Here is a 23,088-nt window from a genome sequence, read left to right on the forward strand (position 1 = left end):
AAAATTCAAGGCTTTTTTAACTGCTCTTAGTTCCTCATTTTCCCTTTGGGTACGAGCAGATAGAAAAATAGCAAATTCAATCCAAATACGGCAACAAAGAGCGCTAATTGGGTAGCATCGATCGTTTGTTTCTCAGTCAAATCTTGGATCAGCTTTGTATAATAATAGCCTGGGAAAACCCGTTGTAGCTTGCCAACTAAGTCCATAAATCCTCCACTTGCACCAAGCGTATCAAAGGGAATAATGGTCATAGCGGCCAAAATAATGACAGGAAAGCCAATGGTATCAATCGTCTTGGCATCTACCCTGACCCCAAGAACAAAGCCAATCACGCTAAAGTAGATCCCCATCAAGGATAAGAGGAAAAATTGCACCAACAGGCTAGTCGTCACTGGAAAGTGAAAACCTAGAACAGCAACTACTAGTACTGCTAAAAAGATCAAGCTGTTCAAAATCAGTTGTACGATCGATTGATCCCATAAATAGTTCTTGACACTATAGCTTGTAAAGCGGGATTCAAAAGAATAAAAACCGATATCTGAGGCGATTCGCTTACTAAAAGTTGCAAGGCTATTACCAATGACCCCGATAAATACGGCAATACCTAATAAAATACTTGGTGAAACCCCTTTTTGAAGCTGATAAAAGAAGATATACCAGCCTATGGGTAAAATAATGGTGAATAATACGAAGCGCTTATTTCGTAAAACTTGTTTTAATTGAATCTTTTTCATGCTTATTCCCCTCCTTTATTCATCTCTTCTCGGAAATACTGCTCAATGGTTTGACCAGCCTGGTGAATGTCCTCAACAGCCTTTGTTGCAGCAATTCGACCCTCTTTTAAAATCAGGACTTTTGTAAAAAAGGCATCAATTTGGTTGAAATCATGGGTCACCACAACAGATGTAAACTCTTGCTGCTCCAGCAATTTCCAAAAATTATCCACTGCTTCCAAGTCCATGCCAGTCGTCGGCTCATCTAAAAAAATCAACTTTGGATGATTCAAAATGGTTAACAACAAGGACAAGCGTCTCTTTTGGCCACCAGAAAGACTTCCCACCATCTGCTCTCTTGATTCTCTCAATTCGACCATTTCTAAGAGTCCATTGATATCAGCCTGCTTCTGCTGATTCATCCGGCTTTTTAATTCGACGAATTCAGCAACGGTTAGATCCTCGATGAGCAGATCCCCCTGAGGCATCATCCCAATTTCTCTTTGAAAATCAAGCGAAGTCTTTATCGTCCCCGAATCAGCCTGGAGCTGCCCTGCGATAATGTTGAAGAGGGTGCTTTTACCTGCTCCATTATTTCCCAGCAAGGCAATTTTGTCTCCTTCTTCTATCGAAAAAGACACCCCCTTTAATACAGCTTTCTCCTTAAACGATTTTGTAATAGATGCTACCTGAAACATAGGATCCCTCTTTTCTTATTGATCTTGTGTCCATTATACGTCAAAGAGAAAGCCTTAGAGGCTCTCTGTCAGAATCGGTCAAAAAATCGTCGTGAATGGTCAAAAAAGAGGCTGGGACAAAAGTCCTAGCCTCTTCTTGTTTTTGGATTGTCGAGCAAGATGCAGTGGTTGAGTGGGCTCTACTACGCTGATTTCATCAGCTTTTACAGCCCTACTCAACTGTGCGGAGGTGGGACGACGAAATCGAATTCTAACGAATGACCGATTTCTGTCCCACTCTCTCTTCTATTATTCCTTCCAAAAGGTCAGACTCTGGGTAAATCGGTAGTTTGAACTCTTGGTAGACACTGTCGTTTTGGGATACTTTTCCAGTAATTGTTGGATCTTGTACAAGCCAAGACCGCGGCCATCTCCTTTACTTGAGTAGTCCTTTTCAAAAATTCTCGCCAGATCTATTTTTTCAGCTTTTGTACTATTTTCAACTATTAAGATGAGGGAGTTTTCCTCCTGGAGCATGGCAAGAGTCAGCTGTGGGTCATCTGATTCAAGACTCGCTTCAATAGCATTGTCACAAAGGATGGATAAGAAGGTGATGAAATCTAAAACCTCGATGAATAGATCACGAACAGGTTCATCGATCTCGACAGAGATCCCAATCCCTTTATTTTGAGCTTCCAACAATTTTGCGGACAGAACACTTTTTACAGCTGGATTTTCGATGTGACTGAGTTTGGCAATATCAAACTTGCTATCGTAAAATTGTTGGCCACTCTCTCGAAGAACATTCTCATAGACTTCCCTGATCGCATTGAGATCTTCATGCTCAATACTTAACTTGAGACTTGTTAAAATATTCAGGTAATCATGACGAAAGGCACGAATCTCCCCATAGAGCATTTCGACGTGTTGGCTATAGGTGGCTAACTCCTGCAGTTGCCTATCTTTTTGCTCTAGAATCTCTTGTTTCAATCGTTCTTTGGACACTGCATTGAAATACAAGAGCATCATAAAAAATAAGATCAAATAAATACTATTTAAATGTTCCCGTAAAGCATCTGCATGCGGAATAGCATCCTCAAAAACCACCAGACCTACAACACTGACTAAATACACAAACATAGAAAGATCCATTGGAAGTAAGAAACGATTAAAATACTGCCGTTGAAACCCTACTTTTAAATCTGTAAAATCTAGTTTTAACAATTTAGTGAGCCCTAAATAGACAGGAAAGACCAGCAATTCAAGTAGAGCATCATACCAGCTGACAGATGCCTCATGAACAAGTACAATCCCTAGCATTGGAAAGACATAAAAGGCTAAGAGACGCCCAATGAGACTCTCCATGACAACCGGGTAGAGCCCATAAAAAATGTTCAAAAGGTGTCGTATGTTACGATTTCGATAGAAACTATAGGCAATAAATACTAAGAAATAGCCAAAAAAGCCTACCGGTGGCACAAGGGTAAAGACGACTGCAAAGAAGAAAGGGCACAAAAAGAGCCAGCGCCAAGCGAACTCTTGTCTACTGATATGACGATAGATCAGCATGCTGACGAAGAACTTTAAGTAATATATGAGAAAATCTAACAGCAATTCTTTCTCCCTTCTATTTTTTCAAAGCTTCCAGTAAGCCTCTGTACTTGGTCCGTGAGATCAAGCAATTGTCCCCATTTTCAAAAAAAGCTTTCTTGGCTTCTTTATCAATCTTCGTAATATTTTGTGGATTCACCACAAAGGAGCGGTGGCACCGATACAAGCGAGGATCTGCTTTTTCGATATCGGCAATACTAGCGTAAAATTCCAAGCGCTCATCCTGGGTATGTAAAATGACCTTGTGAATAGTTGGAGACGTTTCAACATACAAAATCTTATTAAAGGGAACTTGTACACGCGCCATCGCACTCTCAAATGTAAAAGCATCTTGCGCAATCGTGGTCCCAGCTTGCTCCAAGGTATAGTCAATGGCCGAGTCGATTCTTTTTCTGAACTCTTCCTCACCCAGCGTTTTATCAATAAAATCCAAGGCGGCTACTTTGTACTGAAAGGTAATGGGCATGAATTCAGAGTGAGTGGTGACAAAGACAATGGTCGCATGGGGGTCTTTCTTGCGAATCTCTTTTGCGATCTCTAGACCCTTTTTCTCCTCACCTTTAATCTCGATATCTAAGAAGAATAGGTGATGAGCGCCTCTCTCTGTGATAGCATCTAGCAACTGGCTTGACTTCCCAAACACTTCTGGTGCTTTGCATTGCAAGGATTTCTGAGCAATCAGTTCCTGCAAGACCGATTCGATTCGTGATTGCTGGATCCACTCATCTTCTAACACAAAAATCTTCAACAAAGTCTTCACTCCTTCCCCTCGACGAATATGTTCTATTTTACCATAAATAATAGCTGCTGAGCCATTCTTTCAAAGTAGACTCAAAAGGCATTCTATCTTTTTCTCCTTAACAAGAAAAAACTCTCCCGGAGGAATCCGGAAGAGCTTGCGCAAGGGGAATTTGAAAAATATTTTTTAATATGAAAAAGGTCGATAAAATCTATGCTATGTTCAAACTCTCATTTTACTAGCAGCGATATTACGATCAAGTTTTATTGTCAATAGACATGTATGTGGGAAGTTCTCCCCTTGCAACAATGTAGACCTGTGATCTACTCTTACTAGTATACACTAGAATTATTACAAAATCAGTTAATTTGTATTGCAATTTGTTGGCAAATATCCCTCTGCCTGAAAACACCGCAAATGCTTGATTCCCAAGCATCTACGCAAGTCCTCTTTAATTAGTATTTATCATTTCTGTTACAAAATTTAAAATAAAAATATTATTCCATAACAAATGAAAATCCCAAAGCACGATAAAAAGAGGCTGGGACAAAAGTCCTAGCCTCTCAATTATTTTTGGATTGTCGAGCAAGACGCAGTGGTTGAGTGGGCTCTACTACGCTGATTTCATCAGCTTTTACAGCCCTACTCAACTGTGCGGAGGTGGGACAACGAAATCGAATTCTAACGAATTACCGATTTCTGTCCCACTCTCTTTGAGCTAGTAAGACGATTAGCCAGACCGCACAATAGCGGCTGGCGTCAAATGATTCGTGCTTTAGAACCAATCATGGGTATCAGGTTACGACAGAAAATAAAGAAGGCCGATAACGCCTTCTTTATTTTCTTAGTAAGACACTTCGGCAAGGCACCATGATGCTTGCCGTAGTCTAATGAGGTGCTTCAGCACCCATTAGACTAAGTGTCTTACATCATCCCACCCATCATGCTTGGATCCATTCCTGGTCCTGCTGGGGCTGCTGGTTCTGGTTTGTTGGCTACGACTGCTTCGGTCGTCAAGATCAGACTCGCTACGGAAGCGGCGTTTTGAAGGGCTGAACGGCTCACTTTAACTGGGTCGATGATTCCTGCATCAATCATATTCACCCATTCACCTGTTGCAGCATTGAAACCTGTTCCGACTTCGGCATTTTTCAAGCGATCAATCACAATAGATCCTTCGTAACCGGCATTGTGAGCAATTTGGCGCACAGGTTCTTCCAAAGCACGAAGAACGATATTGCGTCCGGTTGCTTCATCTCCTTCTAATTCAAGGGCTGCGACTGCAGAGATAACATTGACAAGAGCTGTACCACCTCCGGCAACGATTCCTTCTTCAACGGCTGCGCGAGTCGCATTAAGGGCATCTTCGATACGGAGTTTCATTTCTTTCAATTCTGTTTCTGTTGCAGCACCAACCTTGATCACGGCAACACCACCAGACAATTTGGCCAAACGTTCTTGTAATTTTTCACGGTCAAATTCAGAGGTTGTAGTTTCGATTTGTGACTTGATAACAGCCACACGGTTAGCGATCGCTTCTGGGTTACCAGAACCTTCGACAATGACAGTACTGTCTTTATCGACTGAAACTTTAGCTGCTTGACCAAGTGCTTCAATGGTTGCATCTTTCAATTCCAAACCAAGATCGTCTGTAATGACTGTACCACCTGTCAAGATGGCAATGTCTTCTAGCATGGCTTTGCGGCGATCTCCAAATCCTGGTGCCTTGACAGCTACGACATTAAAGGTACCACGGATCTTGTTCAAGACAAGTGTTGGAAGAGCTTCGCCATCGACATCATCTGCGATGATCAAGAGTGGACGGTTGCTTTGAAGAATGCTTTCCAACAATGGCAAGATTTCTTGGATATTTGAAATCTTCTTGTCAGTGATCAAAATGTATGGATTTTCAAGGTCTGCCACCATCTTTTCATTATCAGTGACCATGTATTGTGAGAGGTAACCACGGTCAAACTGCATGCCTTCAACGACTTCCAGTTCTGTCTCCATTCCACGAGATTCTTCAATCGTGATGACCCCATCTTTGCCAACTTTTTCCATGGCTTCAGAGATGTACTCACCGACTTTTTCAGAACGAGAAGACACAGCAGCTACTTGAGCAATCGCTTCCTTGCTTGATACTGGGATCGCATTGTTTTTCAAAGCTTCTACTGCTGTTGCAACAGCGGTCTCAATCCCACGGCGGATGCCAATTGGGTTAGCACCTGCAGTAACGTTTTTGATCCCTTCACGGACGATGGCTTGGGTCAAAACCGTTGCGGTCGTTGTACCGTCACCTGCGATATCATTGGTCTTAGAAGCCACTTCTGACACCAATTTAGCACCCATATTTTCAAAATGGTCTTCCAATTCAATTTCTTTTGCGATGGTCACCCCATCATTTGTGATCAAGGGTGAACCAAATGATTTTTCAAGAACCACATTGCGTCCTTTAGGGCCCAACGTAACTTTCACTGTATCTGCTAAGACATCGACACCACGGACCATTGCAGAACGTGCATCAGATGAAAATTTAATATCTTTTGCCATTTCTCTTACCTCTTTCTTCTCTTACTCTACAATTGCAAGAATGTTTGATGTTCCAACGATGGTGTAGGTTTCTTCCCCATCTTTCACTTCAATTCCTGCATGGCTTTCAACCAAAACGTGGTCTCCTGCTTTTACAGCTGGAGCAATGAGTTCACCACTTAGGGTACGCACACCTTCACCAACGGCCACTACTTCAGCTGTTTTTGTATCAGCCTTGCTCGCACCTGCGAGGACAAAACCTCCAACAGTCTGTTCTTTTTCTTCTACTTTTAAGACCACACGGTCTCCTAATGGTTTTAACATGTTCATTCCTCCATACGTGTTTTTAGCACTCTCTATACATAAGTGCTAACTTATGTTTCTATTGTATCACTTGGTCAGAAATAGTCAAGAAAAAAACACCTCAAAAATAGATGAGATGTTTCTAAAATATCAATTTAAAATTGTCAATTTTTGATTGAAATCATCGATCACTTTTTGAAGATTGATCCGCCCACGGTAGATACCATATCCAAAAACAATCATGCCTAAAATTCCAACCAAGGCTAGTAAAATCCCGAGGATCAAGAGTGGGAGGAAACTTTTGTGAAAGAGATAGATCAATACCACACCAATACTGGCAATGATAAAGAGTAAGCTGAACCAACGACCAAGGTTTTCAAGCATGTGGCGTTGGTACTTGATTTCTGTTTCATATCCATTGACAAGTTCTTGTTTTGTAACCATGGGATTCCTCCTGATAAAAATTGAGAATGAAGTGCAAATAAAGGAGGTCCATTCACTTCATTCTCAAAAACTCCTACTAGCAAATTCGTTTTTTCTTGACCTTAGTATTTAAGATGTGGGTCAAAGATACCAAGGGCAACACCGATCAAAGCCACTACAACGAGAAGTAACATGACTTTGTTTGGTGAAATTTTTTTCTTAGACATCAACCACCAGCAAAGAGTGATGAAGGCTGCTGTCAAGAGACCTGGATAAACACCATCGATCTTTTCTTGGATGTTCAAGAAGACTTTTCCTTCAGAATTCTTGAATTGAAGGGCTGTTGTAACAGATACCCAAGTAGCTGCTACGGCACCGATAACCATACCACCGACGACGCTGATCGCTTTACGAAGAGCTTGTCCTTTTGGTCCTACAAGGAATTCAACGGCTTTATCCCCTAATTGGTAACCTTTGAAGAAGGCAAAGCGCATACCAAAGTAGACTAAGAGGTTCCATACGACGATGTAGAAGAGAGCACCAGCGACGTTACCACCTTTAGAAAGACCAAGGGCAATCCCTAAGAGAACTGGGATCAAGGTACCAACAACCAATGAGTCACCAATACCAGCGATTGGTCCCATCAAACCGGCACGCATACCGTTGATGGTTTCGCCATCCACTGCATCTCCGTTTGCACGCGCTTCTTCCAAACCAGCTGTGATCCCTACAACAAGAGATCCAAGTTGTGGTTCAGTGTTGAAGAAGGCCGTATAGGTTTGCATAGCATCCTTTTGTTCTTCTTTTGTGTCATACATTTCTTCTACGATTGGAAGCATAGAAGTCAAGTACCCGAAGGTTTGCATATGTTCTTGAGAGAAACAAGTCAAATGACCATAATACCAATGATGGAATGCTTTTGCTAATGTTTTCTTTGAAATTTTCTTTCTATCAGCCATTTTAAATATCCTCCTCATCATCGTCTAGATCCACCACTCCGGCTGGAGCAGCTTTCATCGATTTGATCACTTCAAGTTCATAGTAGATTACTGCAAAGATTAATGAAACAACGGCACTGGATACCAAGTTCAATCCGAGAGATTTTGCCAAGGTAAATCCAACAAAGAATGGAATGAAGTCAGTTGCTTCTGTAACAATTTGTTTCAACAAGATGGCAATACCGACACATGGGAGAAGAGCACCGACTGTAAAGAGGGCTTTCATCCAGTAACCATCCATAGGAAGGTATTGTTTCATCAAATCAACCATGTTTTCACCGTATTTGGTGATAATCATTGTTGGAAGGAAAGAGAAGAGGAAGTGAGAGATCCAAGGGTAAACCCAGTCAACTGCGTAGAGTTTTTTGAAGTTTCCTTCTTCAACGGCTTTCCAACCAATGTGTTGCCAAACCAAGTTCATAGTAGCGGTACCGTAGAAAAGAACTGTACCAATTGTCCCAACGGCTGCACCGATTGGAGCTGCAGCTGCGGCGATTCCTGCTTCATCTGTGATGTTATTAGCATGCACAAACAAGATAGCAAGAGGAACACCGATGTAAGAGATGGCACGCACATCGGCAGATACGGTACCACCAGGTGTTACCAAGGCGATATAAACGACTTGAAGGGCAACCCCGACCATAATACCGGTTGTCACATCTCCAAGAATTAAACCTGAAATCAACCCACCGATCAAGGGACGACCGAGTGTATAGTTCCCGATACTGGAACCTCCCATACCAGGCATTGAAGACAAGCTGGCGAAAATACCAAGCAAGATTGCTTGAATCCATGAAATTGTCATAACAAACGCTCCTTTTGTTTGTAAATTTATTTACCTAACAGATCAGACTGTTAGTTCTAAAAACCAAATTTTGATTTGAAATCATCCCAATAACCGATGGAAACATCTGGCAACAATTGGAATTTCACCTTGTAGCCTGCTGCTTGAATAGCTTGGAAGGCTTCTGCTTCTTCCTGAGTGATGGATTGGTTATTTCCCAATTTCACAGCTCCAGGACGATCATTTGCAGGGCCAACAATGATTTCTTTGACATCACCTGGGACAAACCCTTGGTCGACCAAAATTTCCTTCATATCGATTGGATTTTTGGTGATCAAGAAGTAACGACTATCTGATTCTGTTACTTTTGCTGATTTTTCTTTAAAGGCTTCCTTTGTCCATACAAAGGTTTTCTTGTCTGATGCGCCTTTGTAAGCTTGAATCAAAACCTTGTTTGATGCTGCTGCATCGTTTACGGCAATCAAACCATCACATGGTTTTTCTTTTGCCCAGCGTGTGACTGTCTGACCGTGAATCATGCGGTCATCAATCCGTACAAATGTTACTACCATAAGGTACCTCCCTATTAAATATCGTCATCATCTTCTTCAGCACCAGCGGCTGAAATTTCAAAAGGCTGTAGTGCAGATCGTGCTTCTGATAAGATGGTGGCTGACAAATCGTCTCCATCCAACACATCCTTCATCACAACTGCCGTCAAGGCCATGGTAAGGTTCATCCCACCAAGGATCAAGGCTCCATCGAGCTTTCCAGCTTCTTCTAGAACCGTGGCTGCAGTGGTTAATGGACTACCACCTACGATATCTGCCAAGACCAAAACAGAATCATCAGCTGTCAATCCTGAAATGCTCTCTCTGAAATCAACTGCGAAGTCATCAACTGATTTTCCTTCTTTGAGTCCAACTGCGATGACCTGATCCAACTTGTCACCAGCAAACATGGCTAGTGATGTTTTTAGACCTTCTGCCAGTCCACCATGACTGACCAAAATGAGGTATTTCATTTTGCTACGCCTCCTTTATTTGACTCTATTGTAGACTATTTGAAAGCGCTTTTACATTGTCAAATGTCACATTCCCAATATGACATTTAGCAATAAAAAAATGACATCTGTCACTTGACAAAATGCCATCTTATTTTACTCTAAACTCCTACCTGTAGACTACTTTCAATCTCCCTCTGAATTTGAGGCAAGCGGTTCTCGACATCCTGATCACGCAAGGCATTGCCAATCAAGTAATCTAGCTTTTCTAGCACCTCTTTTGAGACATTTTTCGGACTACTTTCAACAGCTTGTTCCATGATGCGGTTCAAGGTCTGATTGGTCAAGGAATCTGTTCCAAAATCATCCACCTGCAAAAGGTCTTTACTAGAGCGACTCTTGACTACCTGTGGCATGACAGAGATCCCTTGGGATTGGGCAAAGAGAGTTTGTTGAATGTCTGGATCCTCTGTCAAAAGTTGCATCAATTCCCAAGCCAACTTGGAATGAGAACTCCGAGCTGACATAGCAAAAGAAGTCGTCGTGACTAAGGTTGCCTTGGTCGTTTTTGACTTAGCAGGCATCGGGATACAGGTCCAGGTGAAGTTTGAATATTTTGAAACGTGGTAGGGATAAGGTTTATAGGTCCGATATTGGGCCAAGGTCATGGGATAGAAGGCGACTTTCCCCTGGTCAAAATCTTTAGAGCTCACCTTGTAATTTTTATTTAGATCTTCCAATTTTTGCAGAAAAGTCAAAGACTCTTTCACTTCTGGAGCTGTCAGCTTGAGCATGCCTCCTTGGAAAAGATGACCTCCATTTGCCGCCAAGGCTTCTTTCCAGGTGTATTCTGTGCTCCCAAATTGGTCCAATTGCCCATCCCCATTGGTATCTTTGGTTAGTTTCTTGCAAATCGTATAGAACTCTTCAAGGGTCCAGCCTTCTTTGGGAACCGCGATACCTTCTTTATCTAAGAGATCTTTATTGACACACATCAAAATCGGATTGCTTTCATAAGGTAAGGCATAGGTTTGCCCCTGATAGACACCCGATTCAAAGGCAACGGGATAAAAGGCAGCTTGGTCTTTTCGATCCATATAGCCGTTTAACTTTTCTAGCACCCCCCGCGCTGCTAATAAAGAAAGATCTTGCTCAGAGACCATAAACACATCTGGCGTCTTTCCTGAGACAATCTTTTCAGAGAGCCAGTCTGAATAATCTGACTGCGGAATCCCGTTTTCATACTCTACACGGACGTGGGGATGGGATTTTTCAAATTTTTGAATCGCTCGATCCAAGGCATGGGAACGTTGACTGGTCGGCACATCCCAGCTAGAACCTGCATAAACACCGATATGGAGTACGGTCGGTTGCTGTTTCCACCAATAAAAACCTGCGCTCGCACAGAGCACAACAAGGAGGCCAATCCCCCAACAAAGATGCTTTCGCTTCAATTTCATTCTGTATTTCCTTTAGAAAAATCACGTCTCGTCACTCCTGTTTGGACTGACCAGATCGCTAATTGCGTTCGATCTCGTAGGTTTAATTTCGCCAAAATCGTTGATAAGTAATTGCGCACGGTTCCTTCTGACAAGAAGAGTTTGGCCGCAATTTCTTTATTGGACTCCCCATAGCCGACTTCTTGGATAATGCGCCATTCCGTCGTGCTCAAATCCTTGACATTGTCCTCATCTACAGCAATAGAGAAGTTGGTTTTGGCCATTTGTGAGAAAATTTGAAAGACTTTACTAGCGATATTCGGGTTGATCATGGCTCCGCCTTGATACACCACCTTAATCGCTTCATAGAGTTCCTCTGTCGAGGCTCCCTTTAAAAGATAACCTGAAGCACCATACTTGAGTGCACTATAGATAAATTCATCATCATCAAAGGTCGTTAAAATAATAATTTTGATATCCGGATAGTGCTCTTTTACCTCTTTTGTCGCCAAAACCCCATCCATGCCTGGCATCCGAATATCCATTAAGATCAGGTCAGGATGTGTCTGTGGAATGCTCGACAAGACGTGATTCCCATCTTCCACTGTGGCCACCACTTCGATATCGGGGTGGGCTGACAAAATAATTTTCAGAGATTCTCGAATCAAGGCCTGGTCATCTGCCACCATTACTTTTATCACCATCTCTATCTCCCTTCTTTATATTTCGGTAAACTGACGCGCGTGAAAAATCCATCGCGACTTTCAAATTGAAGCTGTCCTCCTAGGATGGAAATGCGCTCCATCATCTGCTTGAGCCCATAGCCATAGGTCAAGGTTTCAAACCCAACCCCATTGTCCTGCAACTCGATCAGGTAATCTTCTTCATTCTCAAAAAAATGAAGGCTCATCTGACTGGCATGACCGTGACGAACCGCATTGGTCATAGACTCCTGGATCACACGAAAGATCGTATCTTCAATCATGACGTCCATATCGACATCGACCCATTCATAGTGTAAATCAACCTGCAAGTTGGAAAGCGTTTGGTACTCACGGATCATCTTTTCCAAAGCATCTTTGAGGGTTCGTCCCTCAAGGGCACCTGGACGGAGGCGGTTGAGAGAGCCTCTCACATCCTGGATTCCTTCACGAACCACTTCTGATACACTTTTCACCTGCTCTTTTGCCCGATTGGGATCGATATCAATCAAGACTCCGACAGCATCTAAACCTGCTGAGATCCCTGTTAGCGCATGCCCCAAGGTATCGTGAATTTCCCGAGCAATCCGCTTGCGCTCCCGATCCTCTGCAATCTTCTCAGACAAGGCCATATAGTTGTTCAACTCCGTATTGACCTTCGAAACCATGGCCAACTCTTCTTCTACTTCGTGGTTTTCCGCAAGAACATTCATAATATAGAACAAAAGCGAAATAATGAAGAGCACCATATTCAAGGCATAGAGAGAATTCTTCAAGAAAAAGGCCAGAATCCGAATGGAGGCAGGATAAAAATGAATATAGACATCAAGAGAAGGTATCGGAAAGAAAAGCGAAAAGACGTCTGAATTGGTCACAAGGAGAATCAAGAAACTCACTAGGATAAACGCAAACCAATACTTGCGGTCTCGCTTGGTATTCAACTCTTTGGAACCATAGAAGATATCCGCAAAAACCAATAGAATAAGCCCGTTATAAGCTACATTTTGGACCCACATCAAGAGCAACATCAGGAGGATCTCCATAATGTTCCACTTATCAAAAATGGACCATCGACTCGTTTGAGACCGGTAACGACTCATGGAGATCAAGGCAATCCCAGCAAATAAGAGCGCAGACAACCAAAAAGTTGTAGAGGGCGCAAAAGGAATACGCTCTAAGCGTTCTACTAATAGAGAAGCTTGCCGTTGGGCAATAATATAGTTGGTTGCTTGAAGATAGATGATACTGTTGAGCATCACAGCGATAAAATTTACGACCATCAGGATGGCCAAACTGTATCTCACACCTCTAAATTTTCTCATTACTGCCACCCATTCACATCAAAGTGATCGATGTTTTCCTTTGTCATCATTTGAACCGGAATGGTTATCTCTTTTTGGTAGCTTTTCCCAGCCGTCATATCTTGGATGACCTCCATTACGCGGTCTCCCATCTTCAACGGAGACTGGGCAACGGTTCCTACAACATCATCTGTCGAGTGCAGCAAGGCTTTCATATCTGGTGAGCCATCGATCCCATAAATCGCAATGGGATGGGTGATTCCTTGCTCCTTGATCGCTGCTAAAGCTCCTATAGCCGAGCGGTCATTTAGGGCAACTAGTGTATCGACATTCCCCCCTGACTGCAAGAACTTACGGACAGCTGGCATGGCGATCTCCGTCTGACCCTTGGTTTCTAGTTCCGAGATAATCTCATATGACCCATGTCCTTTGATGGTATCCTTAAATCCCTGAATCCGCGTATCTGCTGAAACAGTCCCTTTGTGCTCCAAGAGAAGGATCTGAGCATTTGAAGAGCGTTTCATCAGCTCTTTCGCAATCAAGACTCCTGCTTGGTAGTTGTCGGAGACAATGCTGGCATCCGGCTTAAAATGCTTGAGCTGGGTATCAACTGCAATGATCTTAATTCCTTGTTTTCTAGCTTTTTTAAGAGCCCTTAAAATGGGCTGACTATCCCCTTTGACCGGATTAATCACAATCACATTTACTTTTTGGGCGCAAAAATCATCGATCTGCTGGCTCTGCCTTTTTTCATCCAATTCCGGATCTCGAACAGATACAAGAGCACCTCTCTCATCGGCAATTCGACTAATTTCCGAATGAATACTTTTATAGAACTCATTGTTCATGGTCATATAGGTGACACCGATCTTGGTCTGATCCTTGATGCTACTGGTTTGACAAACGGCATAGATCCACAAGAGGATGCAAGCCACTGGAATCACCAGTAAAACCCGTTTTATCAGCCATTTCAACCGTTCTTTTCTTTCTTCTTTCCCCTTCAAACTCCGTTCCTTTTCTGAAAATTTTGAATATATATTACTTTATTTTACTACTTTTTCAAGAAAAGTGCTGGCTTTTATTGTACAGATGCATATTTTTGATTTATTTTTAAAAGACTTGTTCCCGAATGAAATCCCTACCAAGTATCAAAAAAAGCTGGTCTATAAACGAACCAGCTTTCTTTTTTTGTTTCTAAAAAGGAAGATCTTCCTCCTCTAAAATGATGTCGGCTAAATCTCCCGTTCCACCATTTTCACGCATCGCTCGCTGAGCGCGGCTCTCTAATAACTGAAAACTTTGGCAGAGGACCTCTGTCACATACTGCATGATGCCATTTTTCTCGTAGCGGCGCGTCCGAATCTCTCCATCCAAAGAGATCAAACTCCCTTTGCTGGCATAACTAGCCATGGTTTCAGCCAATTTCCCCCAGACAACGACATTGACAAAATCAGTCTCTCGCTCCCCGTTTTGATCCTTGTAGCGACGATTGACCGCAACGGTCACTCGGGCAACGGATTTGTCTGTGCTGGTTTTATGCAATTCTGGGGCCGCCACCAGGCGACCGATTAAAATAACTTTATTATACATCATTTACCTCCTATCTATTTATTCGAAAAAATTTCAAAAAATGGGGGTGACAAACCAAAATCAAAAAAATCTAGGATTCAAAACATCCTAGATTCTTCTCTTTATTCATGCCAGTGACGAGCAGGATCAAAAGGTGTCCCTGCTACTTCTGCGTCATCCAATTCAATAATGCCTCGTTTTTGAGGAGCATTTGGCAAGTGCAATTCACGCGGACTGCACATCATGCCATAGCTTTTTTCTCCACGAAGGGCACCTGGGAAAATCAAGCTACCATCCGGCATCATGGCACCTGGAAGAGCGACAATGGTCTTTAGACCCACCCGCGCATTTGGAGCTCCAGCTACGATCTGAACCGTCTTATCTGGTCCAACTGCTACCTGGCAGATATTCAAGTGGTCACTATCTGGATGGGCCACCATTTCAAGGATTTCTCCCACCACAAATTTTGGTTCCCGATCGTTGACCAAACGTTCTGCGAAGCCTTCTCTTTCCAATTCTTGGTTCAAACGAGCTACTTGCTCATCTGTCAAAAAGACTTGGCCCTTGCCTTCGATGGCGAAGAAAGATGAGGCATCAAAGATATTCCAGGCAACGGTTTCTTGGTTGTCCTCACGGTAAACGCGAGCCACTTTTCCTTTTCTCTCCACCGCGAGCTTTGCTTCTCCACTATTTTTCAAGGTCAGCATCAAGACATCGCCGACTTGTTCTTTGTTGTATGTTACAATCATGTTTTTCTCCTATTTTAATCCTGCTAAGAATGCTGTAATCTGCGCTTTGGTTTTCCGATCCCGATTGACAAACCGACCGATTTCCTTATTCTTTTCCAGAACCACCAAACTTGGGATCCCATAAACATCCCAGACTTTCGCCAGATCCAGATAGGCATCTCGGTCAATCAAGATAAAGGTAAATTCGGGATTTTCAGCCTCAATCTCCGGCAAAAAAGGCTTGAGGTAACGACAATCCCCACACCAGTCGGCTGAAAAGACAAAGACTTTCTTGCCATCTTGCTCTACGTATGAAGCAATTTCTTCTAGAGAATTTGGTGTAATCATAATTTTTCCTCTTCGTAATGCAAGAGACCGTCCTCATAGACAAAGCGGTAATGGCGCTCATCTTCAAAAATGACACCACCTACTAAGCGTTCTTCACTAGACTCGTAGAGTTCCACATACAGAGTCGCAATCGTCCCCATGGCTTCCATTTGCTCCCGTACTTCTGCTACCAACTCTTCTTGGGTACGGAGACGCTTTTGATCTTTGGCGATTTTATAAACACCGGCCGCAAGAGCTCCTGCACTTGCTACAGCCAGACTAGACAAAATAATTTTTTTAGCTTTCATAGTGCCTATTGTAACACAAAATAAGCAGAGGGACAACGGTCTAGGCTGGATCTCTCCCTCTGCTTTTTGAGATTGATTTCCATAATAACGCTACCATCCTTGTAGAAAAAGTGTTAAAATAGCATCAGAAAGAAGGTAACCTATGACTGATTTATTTTCTAAAATCAAAGAAGTAACTGAAATCCCTGCTATCTCAGGGCATGAAGCTCCTGTACGGGATTATTTGCGCCAACAATTGACCCCTCATGTGGACGAAATCGTGACAGATGGTCTCGGTGGGATCTTTGGAGTCAAACATTCAACAGCTGCCGATGCTCCTCGTATCTTAGTAGCTGCCCACATGGACGAAGTTGGTTTTATGATCAGCGAAATCAAAGCTGACGGAACTTTCCGTGTTGTCCCAATCGGAGGTTGGAACCCGATGGTCGTCAGCAGCCAACGCTTCAAACTCTTTACACGTGACGGACGTGAATACCCTGCTATTTCAGGATCTGTTCCTCCTCATTTGACACGTGGAACAGGTGGACCAACCGTACCTGCCATTAGCGACATCGTCTTTGATGCAGGCTTTAGCTCTAAAGCCGAAGCTGAAAGCTATGGAGTCCGTCCTGGAGATACCTTGGTCCCAGACAGCTCTGCGATTCTTACTGCTAATGGTAAAAACGTCATCTCTAAAGCATGGGATAACCGCTACGGCGTCTTGATGGTCAGCGAATTGGCCAAGAGCCTTTCCGGACAAGCCTTAAACAATGAACTGTATGTAGGGGCCAACGTTCAAGAAGAAGTGGGACTTCGTGGAGCCCACACTTCAACCACTAAATTTGATCCTGAAATCTTCCTTGCTGTAGACTGTTCGCCAGCAGCCGATGTCTTTGGAGACCAAGGAGCGATTGGGGAAGGAACACTGCTTCGCTTCTATGATCCAGGTCACATCATGCTACCAAATATGAAAGATTTCTTGCTCACTACGGCTGAAGAAGCGGGCATCAAATTCCAATACTATTGTGCCAAAGGTGGTACCGATGCAGGTGCAGCACACTTGAAGAACGGCGGAGTCCCATCAACCACTATTGGTGTCTGTGCACGTTACATCCACTCTCACCAAACCCTCTATGCCATGGATGATTTCTTACAAGCGCAAGCCTTCTTACAAGCATTGGTTAAGAAATTGGATCGCTCTACAGTTGATTTGATCAAACACTATTAAACAACATCGATCTGAAGCCCCGTAAGGGGCTTTTTTAGGGGGAAAACAAGGTTCTCTTTGAAACTTTCCAGCGTGAGTCACCATTGAGCCCCTCGGCATCCACACTCCCCTTAGGAAAGTATCTTAGAATATTTTATCTTCCATCTGTTTTCTGATATAATATGAAAGAATGAAATGGTAGGAAACTGAACACTCATCCTTGGATTTGTGTGGCAGACCCTTCCCTTATATACAGGAGTTTTACATGAAAAAACAAGCTTTTAGTTCTGAAAAGTATTTGAACTTGCAACGTGACCACATTATTGAGCGGATCAACCAATTCGATGGCAAGCTCTACCTTGAATTTGGTGGTAAGATGTTAGAAGACTTTCACGCTGCTCGTGTCCTCCCTGGATACGAACCAGACAATAAGATCAAGCTACTCCAAGAATTGCGCGACCAGGTGGAAATTGTCATTGCCATCAACGCCAACAACATTGAGCACTCAAAAGCCCGTGGGGATCTAGGAATTTCTTATGACCAAGAAGTGCTACGCTTGATCGACAAATTCAATGAATTGGGGATCTTTGTAGGCTCTGTCGTCATCACCCAATATGCTGGACAAGCTGCAGCAGATGCCTTTCGCAAACAACTGGACAAGAGCGGGATCGCCTCTTATCTCCACTATCCGATCAAGGGCTATCCGACTGATATGGACCACATCATCTCTCCTGAGGGGATGGGGAAAAATGACTATATCAAGACTAGCCGCAATTTGGTCGTTGTGACAGCTCCTGGACCTGGTTCTGGTAAGCTGGCAACGTGTATGTCCAATATGTACCATGACCAATTAAATGGGATCAAATCAGGTTATGCCAAGTTTGAAACCTTCCCAGTATGGAATCTTCCTTTGCACCACCCAGTTAACTTGGCTTATGAAGCAGCGACTGCAGATCTAGACGATGTCAATATGATCGATCCCTTCCACCTCCAAACCTACGGGGAAACAACAGTCAATTACAACCGCGATATCGAAATCTTCCCTGTCTTGAAGCGCATGTTGGAACGCATCTTAGGAACCTCCCCTTACGCTTCTCCAACAGACATGGGCGTTAACATGGTTGGCTTTGCCATTGTGGACAATGACGCTGCGATTGAAGCTTCCCAACAAGAAATCATCCGTCGCTATTACCAAACCATTTTGGATGTCAAAGCTGAACGCGTCGGTGAAGGAGCTGTCAAGAAGATTGAGCTCTTGATGAATGATTTAGGCATTACTCCAAATGACCGGAAAGTGACCGTGCTTGCCCGCCAAAAAGAAGAAGAAACAGGGGAGCCAGCCTTGGCCCTTGAATTGCCAAACGGCGAGATGGTAACCGGAAAAACCTCTGATCTCTTTGGTCCAACAGCAGCCCTCTTGATCAATGCGATCAAGAAATTGGCGCATATTGATAAAGAAACCAAATTAATCGAGCCAGAATACGTCCAACCTATCCAAGGCTTGAAGATCAATCATTTGGGTAGCCGCAATCCTCGTCTTCACTCGAACGAAATCCTCATTGCCCTAGCCATTACGGCCATGAGTAACGAAGATGCTAAGCTTGCGATGCAAGAATTAGGCAAGTTGAAAGGCAGTGAAGCCCATTCAACCGTGATGCTGACAGACGAAGACAAGAATGTCCTTCGCAAGCTCGGTATCAACGTCACCATGGACCCTGTCTACCAATACGATCGCTTGTATCGTAAATAAACTGAGACAAACAAAAACAATCCCTGCTCGAGGGATTGTTGAGAGCGTAGAGAAACGAATCTTTTATAAAATCCAATCAATTCTTTAAAAATTATACTCGTTATAGTTATTCAGTCATCTAATGAAACTTTCCGCCGTGAGAAAAGTGCCTGAAACGACTCAGTTTCAGGCACTCGGAATTATTGAGACCTTAGGCTCAATAATTAGTCATGGAACTTCATAGAAGTTCGCTGACGTCCGTACTCACCTAAGGAAAGTTTTTTAAGAAGACTTTGTCTTCAATCTCAACAATTCCTAGAGCAGGGATTGTTTTTTTATGATGCAAAGAAGAGAGACTATTTGACGGCATCCCATAATTGGCGAATTGGCTTTCTTTGAACAGGGTCCACAAAATGAGGAGCAATTTCATTCAAAGACTCTAGGACAAAGGCACGTTCTGCCACATAAGGATGTGGCAAGATCAAGCTCGGACTGTAACAAATGGTGTCCTCCATATAGAGCAGATCTAGATCGATCACACGTGGCCCCCACTTGACCTCACGGACACGCCCCATTTCCTGCTCAATGGCAAGTAAGGTCTCTAATAAATCCTCTGGGGTCATCCAGGTTTCAACCTCTGCCACCTGATTCAAAAAGGTGTCCTGCTCCACTCCTCCCCAGGGTTCTGTTTCAATCCTTGTGGATGTCTGAAGAAGGCGAATGCCTCGATCCTTGAGTTTTTCTAGCGCCGTCTCTAGTTGCAGTTGTTTATCTCCCATATTGGTGCCAAGCCCAATAAAGGCCCGTTTTTTCTCCCGTTCGATTGTCACCGAACAAGTCTCGAGTGGCAAGGGAACAGGAGCCCAAGGTTTTTTCAACTCCAGACGAACTTTTTCTACGAAGGCATAGCTTTCGAAAATCTTTTGAACCAATTGAAAGGCCACCGTTTCAATCAGATCAATCTTTTCTGCCTGCATCCACTCGGTCAACTGTTCCGCCAAGATCCCGTAATGGATCGAAGCTTCCAAATCACCTGTGCGGGCAGCACGAGTCATCTCATAATCTACCCATAGGTCTAGGACAAAGCGTTGTCCTAATTCTTTTTCTGCTGGGAAAACACCGTGATAGGCGTATACCTCTAAGTCCTTGATCCGTAATTGATCCACTCTGTTCACCTCTTATAGCCAGCCATTAGTGGCCCATGAGTTTATAGGCTTCATTTTTTAAGTCTTTATCTGTCGCAAGCAGTCCACGCGCAGCAGTTGTCACTGTAGCGGTCCCAGGTTTACGGACACCACGCATGTTCATACACATATGCTCTGCTTCTACCCAGACAAGTGCTCCTTGTGCTCCAAGATATTCCATCAAGGCATCTGCGATTTCTACCGTCAAACGTTCCTGAATCTGTGGTTTTTTAGCGTAAACTTCGACCGTACGAGCCAGTTTGGAAAGCCCAGCCACACGGCCATTTGGAATGTAGGCAATGTGCACTTTTCCATAAAATGGTAAAAAGTGATGCTCACACATGGAATGGAAGAAGATATCCTTCTCGACCACCATATTGTTATCAATGATTTCAAATGATTTAGACAGGTGCTCTTCTGCTGTCTGCCCTAATCCTGCAAAGATTTCTTGGTACATCTTGGCAATGCGGGTCGGCGTTTCCTGAAGTCCCTCACGGTTCTCATCTTCACCGACTGCCTCGATGATCATTTTCACTGCTTCTTCAATTTTCTTTGTATCCATATCATCTCCTAGTTGGATTTTTCTGTTTTTAATAAATAAGGTCGTACCTGGCTAAGGAAGTAGAGCGACCCCGTTACAATGAGGAGCTCATTGCCTTCAGCTTGCCAGTTTTGTAGAAACTCTTGCCAGTTGACTTCCTCAAGCTGATGGTTTTTCGCAGCAGCTCTTATCTCTTCTTGAGAATAAGCTCTTGGATCTTCAAAGCTCGTGAGGATCAAGCGACTATTTTCTAGTTCCTGCCACTGAATGAGCATCTCTTCTAAGGCTTTGGTCCGGATGCAGGTAAAAAGAATGGTCTTATTTTGACTTGGGAACAGTTCCCGAAGACTTGCGATCAAAGGCGCAACGGCATGGGGGTTATGGGCCCCATCTAGTAAGATCATGGGATTTTGCGAGACCACTTCCATCCGGCCAGGCCAGACGACTTGATGCAAGGCCTCATCCACTAACTCTCTTGACAAGAGTTCACGCCCTTCTCTTTCAAAAAGTACATCACAGATACTGATCGCAAGAGCTGCATTTCTAGCCTGGTGATGACCTAAGAGCGCTACTTGATAGGAGGCTGTTTCTCTTTTGGAACTGTGATAAGAAAAGGATTGGCCCGATAGACAAGAGGCCTCTAGCTCAACTTGGTAATCTCTGTCATAGGCTGTTATCGGTGCCTGCTTCTGAATCGCAATGCCTTCAATGACTTGGCTGGCTTCTGCTTCTAATTTCCCTAGAACCAGAGGAATTCCTGGCTTAATGATGCCTGCCTTTTCACGGGCGATGGAAGCCAGATCTGGCCCAAGAAGGGCGACATGATCCAAGCCAATCGAAGTGATCGCCGTCAGAACAGGCTGACAGACATTGGTACTGTCTAGTCGTCCCCCCATACCGACTTCCATGATCACATAATCCAGCTCCTCGTGAGCAAAATAATCATAGGCGATGGCCGTCATCACTTCAAATTCCGTCAACCCTTGAAAAACAGCCCTTGATTGTTCAGCTTCCAGGAGTTGCTGGTAACTATCCAGGTAGGTTTGCAGGTCTTGATCCGAAATGGCTTCGCCATTAATGGTGATTTGGTCATTGTAATGGATCAGATAAGGAGAGGTAAAGACTCCAACTCGTAAACCTGCCTGCCTCAAGAGTTGGGACAAGGTGGCAATGGTAGAGCCTTTGCCATTGGTCCCCGCAATATGGATGACCCGACAGTCTAGGTGAGGATTTCCTCTCAAAGCCAAGAGAGCTTCCATGCGCTCCAAGCCGAAATGTGGATCTTGGGAACGATAGGCCTCTAGCCAACGAAGATCCAACTGATGTTCTTTTGTCTTCATTTACTTGTATTGTTTTAAATTGGTATCTGCTGCCTCTTGGGCTTGGAAAATAGCTTGGCCCAGACTGGCTGCCATCTTGTGAAGGGGAATATCATGCACCCGCACCACTTCGACTCCTTGACTGGCTGCAATACTGGTCAAATGGCTCGAAGCCAGGTCCCGATTCCAAAAACCAGTCTCCGTTGCAGGATCTGTTTCAAATCCAGCTTCCTCAATAATATTGACCACAAAACGTTTGCGGGAGACCCCTAGAAAGATCGGATAGCCCTTTTGGTGAATCGTCCCGAGTTCTTGTAATAAAAGTAAGTTCTCTCGCTTGGTCAAACCAAATCCGATCCCAGGATCCAGCATAATACGATCCATCTGGACACCAGCTGCTTTCGCTACCGCAAGCGAGCGGTCAAAGAAGGTCCACATCACGTCTTGAATCGGTTCTTGAGCCATCTGTTGAAGTTCTTGCTCTGAAAAGACTGGTTCAAAACCAAAACTTGGAAAGATAGTGGAACTTGGATGATGCGGTCTTGCCATCACTGGATTAAACATGAGAACTGCGCTCGCTTCATGCTCCGCAACCACAGCAGCCATCTTAGGATCTCCAAGAAAACCAGTAATATCATTGACAATATCAGCTCCAGCTTCAAGCGCTGCGGCTGCCACCTGGGACTTCCAGGTATCCACTGAAATCAAGACATCACTTTCTTGCCGAATAGCTTCGATCACTGGAACCACGCGGTCAATTTCTTCTTGGATTTCCACATAATGACTTCCTGGTCTGGTTGATTCTCCTCCGATATCGAGGATCTGAGCTCCTTCTTGGATCAGTTTTCTCGCCTGCTGCACGGCTGCATCCACACTCGTATACTTACCGCCATCAGAAAATGAATCCGGAGTGACATTTAAGATCCCACAAAGAAGGGTCCCTTGGCCACTCAGCCATTTATTATCAATCATTTTC

25 protein-coding genes are annotated in these 23,088 nt (G+C 43.7%); 2 read left to right on the forward strand and 23 right to left on the reverse strand.

Features of this window, described 5'->3' with window-relative positions; all coding sequences use genetic code 11:
* Positions 1–26 precede the first annotated feature (26 nt).
* The 19 genes from HMPREF1195_RS07770 to HMPREF1195_RS07865 all read right to left on the reverse strand — a co-directional run bounded on the left by HMPREF1195_RS07770 (position 27) and on the right by HMPREF1195_RS07865 (position 16,153).
* Positions 27–734 (reverse strand): hypothetical protein, encoded by a 708-nt coding sequence (locus HMPREF1195_RS07770; RefSeq protein ID WP_023919621.1) that lies wholly within the window; start codon positions 732–734, stop codon positions 27–29.
* Positions 735–736: 2 nt separating this feature from the next.
* The gene (locus HMPREF1195_RS07775; protein WP_023919623.1) at positions 737–1,411 is read right to left on the reverse strand and encodes an ABC transporter ATP-binding protein; all 675 of its coding nucleotides are present in this window, start codon (positions 1,409–1,411) and stop codon (positions 737–739) included.
* Positions 1,412–1,699: 288 nt separating this feature from the next.
* On the reverse strand, positions 1,700–3,004 hold the full coding sequence (locus HMPREF1195_RS07780) for a sensor histidine kinase (RefSeq protein WP_023919625.1): 1,305 nt from the start codon (positions 3,002–3,004) through the stop codon (positions 1,700–1,702).
* 13 nt (positions 3,005–3,017) lie between these two features.
* Positions 3,018–3,752 (reverse strand): response regulator transcription factor, encoded by a 735-nt coding sequence (locus HMPREF1195_RS07785; protein ID WP_023919626.1) that lies wholly within the window; start codon positions 3,750–3,752, stop codon positions 3,018–3,020.
* Positions 3,753–4,664: 912 nt separating this feature from the next.
* Positions 4,665–6,290 (reverse strand): chaperonin GroEL, encoded by a 1,626-nt coding sequence (gene groL / locus HMPREF1195_RS07795; protein WP_003004647.1) that lies wholly within the window; start codon positions 6,288–6,290, stop codon positions 4,665–4,667.
* A 21-nt stretch (positions 6,291–6,311) separates the two neighbouring features.
* Positions 6,312–6,593, reverse strand: coding sequence for a co-chaperone GroES (gene groES, locus HMPREF1195_RS07800; protein ID WP_003013619.1), 282 nt, complete (start codon positions 6,591–6,593; stop codon positions 6,312–6,314).
* Positions 6,594–6,722: 129 nt separating this feature from the next.
* Positions 6,723–7,016 carry a hypothetical protein gene (locus tag HMPREF1195_RS07805; RefSeq protein ID WP_003004348.1) on the reverse strand — a complete coding sequence of 98 codons (294 nt, stop codon included), beginning with the start codon at positions 7,014–7,016 and terminating at the stop codon, positions 6,723–6,725.
* Positions 7,017–7,117: 101 nt separating this feature from the next.
* The gene (locus tag HMPREF1195_RS07810) at positions 7,118–7,972 is read right to left on the reverse strand and encodes a PTS system mannose/fructose/sorbose family transporter subunit IID (RefSeq protein WP_037585172.1); all 855 of its coding nucleotides are present in this window, start codon (positions 7,970–7,972) and stop codon (positions 7,118–7,120) included.
* A complete protein-coding gene (locus tag HMPREF1195_RS07815; RefSeq protein WP_014712796.1) occupies positions 7,956–8,798 on the reverse strand; it encodes a PTS mannose/fructose/sorbose/N-acetylgalactosamine transporter subunit IIC in 843 nt (280 codons plus the stop codon). The genes HMPREF1195_RS07810 and HMPREF1195_RS07815 overlap by 17 nt, the downstream gene beginning before the upstream one ends.
* 56 nt (positions 8,799–8,854) lie before the next feature.
* Complete coding sequence (locus tag HMPREF1195_RS07820) at positions 8,855–9,349, reverse strand: PTS sugar transporter subunit IIB (RefSeq protein ID WP_000261775.1); 495 nt, start codon at positions 9,347–9,349, stop codon at positions 8,855–8,857.
* A 14-nt stretch (positions 9,350–9,363) separates the two neighbouring features.
* Positions 9,364–9,801, reverse strand: a complete 438-nt coding sequence (locus HMPREF1195_RS07825) for a PTS sugar transporter subunit IIA (RefSeq protein WP_023919629.1) — start codon at positions 9,799–9,801, stop codon at positions 9,364–9,366.
* Positions 9,802–9,941: 140 nt separating this feature from the next.
* Positions 9,942–11,240, reverse strand: a complete 1,299-nt coding sequence (locus HMPREF1195_RS07830) for an ABC transporter substrate-binding protein (protein WP_023919631.1) — start codon at positions 11,238–11,240, stop codon at positions 9,942–9,944.
* Positions 11,237–11,920 (reverse strand): response regulator transcription factor, encoded by a 684-nt coding sequence (locus HMPREF1195_RS07835; RefSeq protein WP_037585171.1) that lies wholly within the window; start codon positions 11,918–11,920, stop codon positions 11,237–11,239. Before HMPREF1195_RS07835 ends, HMPREF1195_RS07830 begins: the two co-directional genes overlap by 4 nt.
* Positions 11,921–11,925: 5 nt before the next feature.
* Entirely contained in the window at positions 11,926–13,242 is a 1,317-nt protein-coding gene (locus tag HMPREF1195_RS07840) for a sensor histidine kinase (protein WP_023919633.1), read from the reverse strand.
* Positions 13,242–14,225, reverse strand: a complete 984-nt coding sequence (locus HMPREF1195_RS07845; RefSeq protein ID WP_023919635.1) for a substrate-binding domain-containing protein — start codon at positions 14,223–14,225, stop codon at positions 13,242–13,244. Before HMPREF1195_RS07845 ends, HMPREF1195_RS07840 begins: the two co-directional genes overlap by 1 nt.
* Positions 14,226–14,415: 190 nt before the next feature.
* A complete protein-coding gene (locus HMPREF1195_RS07850; RefSeq protein ID WP_021154298.1) occupies positions 14,416–14,811 on the reverse strand; it encodes a single-stranded DNA-binding protein in 396 nt (131 codons plus the stop codon).
* A 101-nt stretch (positions 14,812–14,912) separates the two neighbouring features.
* A complete protein-coding gene (gene ytpR / locus HMPREF1195_RS07855) occupies positions 14,913–15,539 on the reverse strand; it encodes a YtpR family tRNA-binding protein (protein WP_023919637.1) in 627 nt (208 codons plus the stop codon).
* 9 nt (positions 15,540–15,548) lie between these two features.
* Positions 15,549–15,866: a thioredoxin family protein gene (locus HMPREF1195_RS07860; RefSeq protein WP_023919639.1), complete on the reverse strand. Its 318-nt coding sequence runs from the start codon at positions 15,864–15,866 to the stop codon at positions 15,549–15,551.
* Positions 15,863–16,153, reverse strand: a complete 291-nt coding sequence (locus tag HMPREF1195_RS07865) for a DUF4651 domain-containing protein (RefSeq protein ID WP_003004245.1) — start codon at positions 16,151–16,153, stop codon at positions 15,863–15,865. Before HMPREF1195_RS07865 ends, HMPREF1195_RS07860 begins: the two co-directional genes overlap by 4 nt.
* 142 nt (positions 16,154–16,295) lie before the next feature.
* On the opposite strand from HMPREF1195_RS07865, the gene pepA reads away from it, so the two are divergent.
* Together pepA and HMPREF1195_RS07875 are read left to right on the forward strand one after the other, a co-directional pair.
* Positions 16,296–17,360: a glutamyl aminopeptidase gene (gene pepA, locus HMPREF1195_RS07870; RefSeq protein ID WP_014712788.1), complete on the forward strand. Its 1,065-nt coding sequence runs from the start codon at positions 16,296–16,298 to the stop codon at positions 17,358–17,360.
* 244 nt (positions 17,361–17,604) lie between these two features.
* A complete protein-coding gene (locus tag HMPREF1195_RS07875; RefSeq protein WP_003009791.1) occupies positions 17,605–19,089 on the forward strand; it encodes a DUF1846 domain-containing protein in 1,485 nt (494 codons plus the stop codon).
* 335 nt (positions 19,090–19,424) lie between these two features.
* Here the strand turns inward: HMPREF1195_RS07875 and folK are convergent, their stop codons facing one another.
* The 4 genes from folK to folP are packed head-to-tail and all read right to left on the reverse strand — an operon-like array spanning position 19,425 to position 23,084.
* The gene (folK, locus tag HMPREF1195_RS07880; RefSeq protein WP_023919641.1) at positions 19,425–20,234 is read right to left on the reverse strand and encodes a 2-amino-4-hydroxy-6-hydroxymethyldihydropteridine diphosphokinase; all 810 of its coding nucleotides are present in this window, start codon (positions 20,232–20,234) and stop codon (positions 19,425–19,427) included.
* Positions 20,235–20,259: 25 nt separating this feature from the next.
* A complete protein-coding gene (gene folE / locus HMPREF1195_RS07885; protein WP_003019101.1) occupies positions 20,260–20,814 on the reverse strand; it encodes a GTP cyclohydrolase I FolE in 555 nt (184 codons plus the stop codon).
* Positions 20,815–20,822: 8 nt separating this feature from the next.
* Positions 20,823–22,133, reverse strand: coding sequence for a bifunctional folylpolyglutamate synthase/dihydrofolate synthase (locus HMPREF1195_RS07890; protein ID WP_023919643.1), 1,311 nt, complete (start codon positions 22,131–22,133; stop codon positions 20,823–20,825).
* Positions 22,134–23,084, reverse strand: a complete 951-nt coding sequence (gene folP / locus HMPREF1195_RS07895) for a dihydropteroate synthase (protein ID WP_023919644.1) — start codon at positions 23,082–23,084, stop codon at positions 22,134–22,136.
* Between the last annotated feature and the right edge of the window lie 4 nt (positions 23,085–23,088).

Origin of the sequence: Streptococcus parasanguinis CC87K (genome assembly GCF_000507765.1) — a bacterium.
GTDB lineage: Bacteria > Bacillota > Bacilli > Lactobacillales > Streptococcaceae > Streptococcus > Streptococcus parasanguinis_J.

Coding starts and splice junctions, on each gene's coding strand:
- HMPREF1195_RS07815 (WP_014712796.1), bottom strand. CDS start 8,798: ATGACAATTTCATGGATTCAAGCAATCTTGCTTGGTATTTTCGCCAGC.
- HMPREF1195_RS07770 (WP_023919621.1), bottom strand. CDS start 734: ATGAAAAAGATTCAATTAAAACAAGTTTTACGAAATAAGCGCTTCGTA.
- HMPREF1195_RS07775 (WP_023919623.1), bottom strand. CDS start 1,411: ATGTTTCAGGTAGCATCTATTACAAAATCGTTTAAGGAGAAAGCTGTA.
- pepA (WP_014712788.1), top strand. CDS start 16,296: ATGACTGATTTATTTTCTAAAATCAAAGAAGTAACTGAAATCCCTGCT.
- ytpR (WP_023919637.1), bottom strand. CDS start 15,539: ATGATTGTAACATACAACAAAGAACAAGTCGGCGATGTCTTGATGCTG.
- HMPREF1195_RS07860 (WP_023919639.1), bottom strand. CDS start 15,866: ATGATTACACCAAATTCTCTAGAAGAAATTGCTTCATACGTAGAGCAA.
- HMPREF1195_RS07875 (WP_003009791.1), top strand. CDS start 17,605: ATGAAAAAACAAGCTTTTAGTTCTGAAAAGTATTTGAACTTGCAACGT.
- groES (WP_003013619.1), bottom strand. CDS start 6,593: ATGTTAAAACCATTAGGAGACCGTGTGGTCTTAAAAGTAGAAGAAAAA.
- HMPREF1195_RS07830 (WP_023919631.1), bottom strand. CDS start 11,240: ATGAAATTGAAGCGAAAGCATCTTTGTTGGGGGATTGGCCTCCTTGTT.
- HMPREF1195_RS07805 (WP_003004348.1), bottom strand. CDS start 7,016: ATGGTTACAAAACAAGAACTTGTCAATGGATATGAAACAGAAATCAAG.
- HMPREF1195_RS07810 (WP_037585172.1), bottom strand. CDS start 7,972: ATGAGGAGGATATTTAAAATGGCTGATAGAAAGAAAATTTCAAAGAAA.
- HMPREF1195_RS07865 (WP_003004245.1), bottom strand. CDS start 16,153: ATGAAAGCTAAAAAAATTATTTTGTCTAGTCTGGCTGTAGCAAGTGCA.
- groL (WP_003004647.1), bottom strand. CDS start 6,290: ATGGCAAAAGATATTAAATTTTCATCTGATGCACGTTCTGCAATGGTC.
- HMPREF1195_RS07840 (WP_023919633.1), bottom strand. CDS start 13,242: ATGAGAAAATTTAGAGGTGTGAGATACAGTTTGGCCATCCTGATGGTC.
- HMPREF1195_RS07850 (WP_021154298.1), bottom strand. CDS start 14,811: ATGTATAATAAAGTTATTTTAATCGGTCGCCTGGTGGCGGCCCCAGAA.
- HMPREF1195_RS07890 (WP_023919643.1), bottom strand. CDS start 22,133: ATGAAGACAAAAGAACATCAGTTGGATCTTCGTTGGCTAGAGGCCTAT.
- HMPREF1195_RS07825 (WP_023919629.1), bottom strand. CDS start 9,801: ATGAAATACCTCATTTTGGTCAGTCATGGTGGACTGGCAGAAGGTCTA.
- folP (WP_023919644.1), bottom strand. CDS start 23,084: ATGATTGATAATAAATGGCTGAGTGGCCAAGGGACCCTTCTTTGTGGG.
- HMPREF1195_RS07820 (WP_000261775.1), bottom strand. CDS start 9,349: ATGGTAGTAACATTTGTACGGATTGATGACCGCATGATTCACGGTCAG.
- folE (WP_003019101.1), bottom strand. CDS start 20,814: ATGGATACAAAGAAAATTGAAGAAGCAGTGAAAATGATCATCGAGGCA.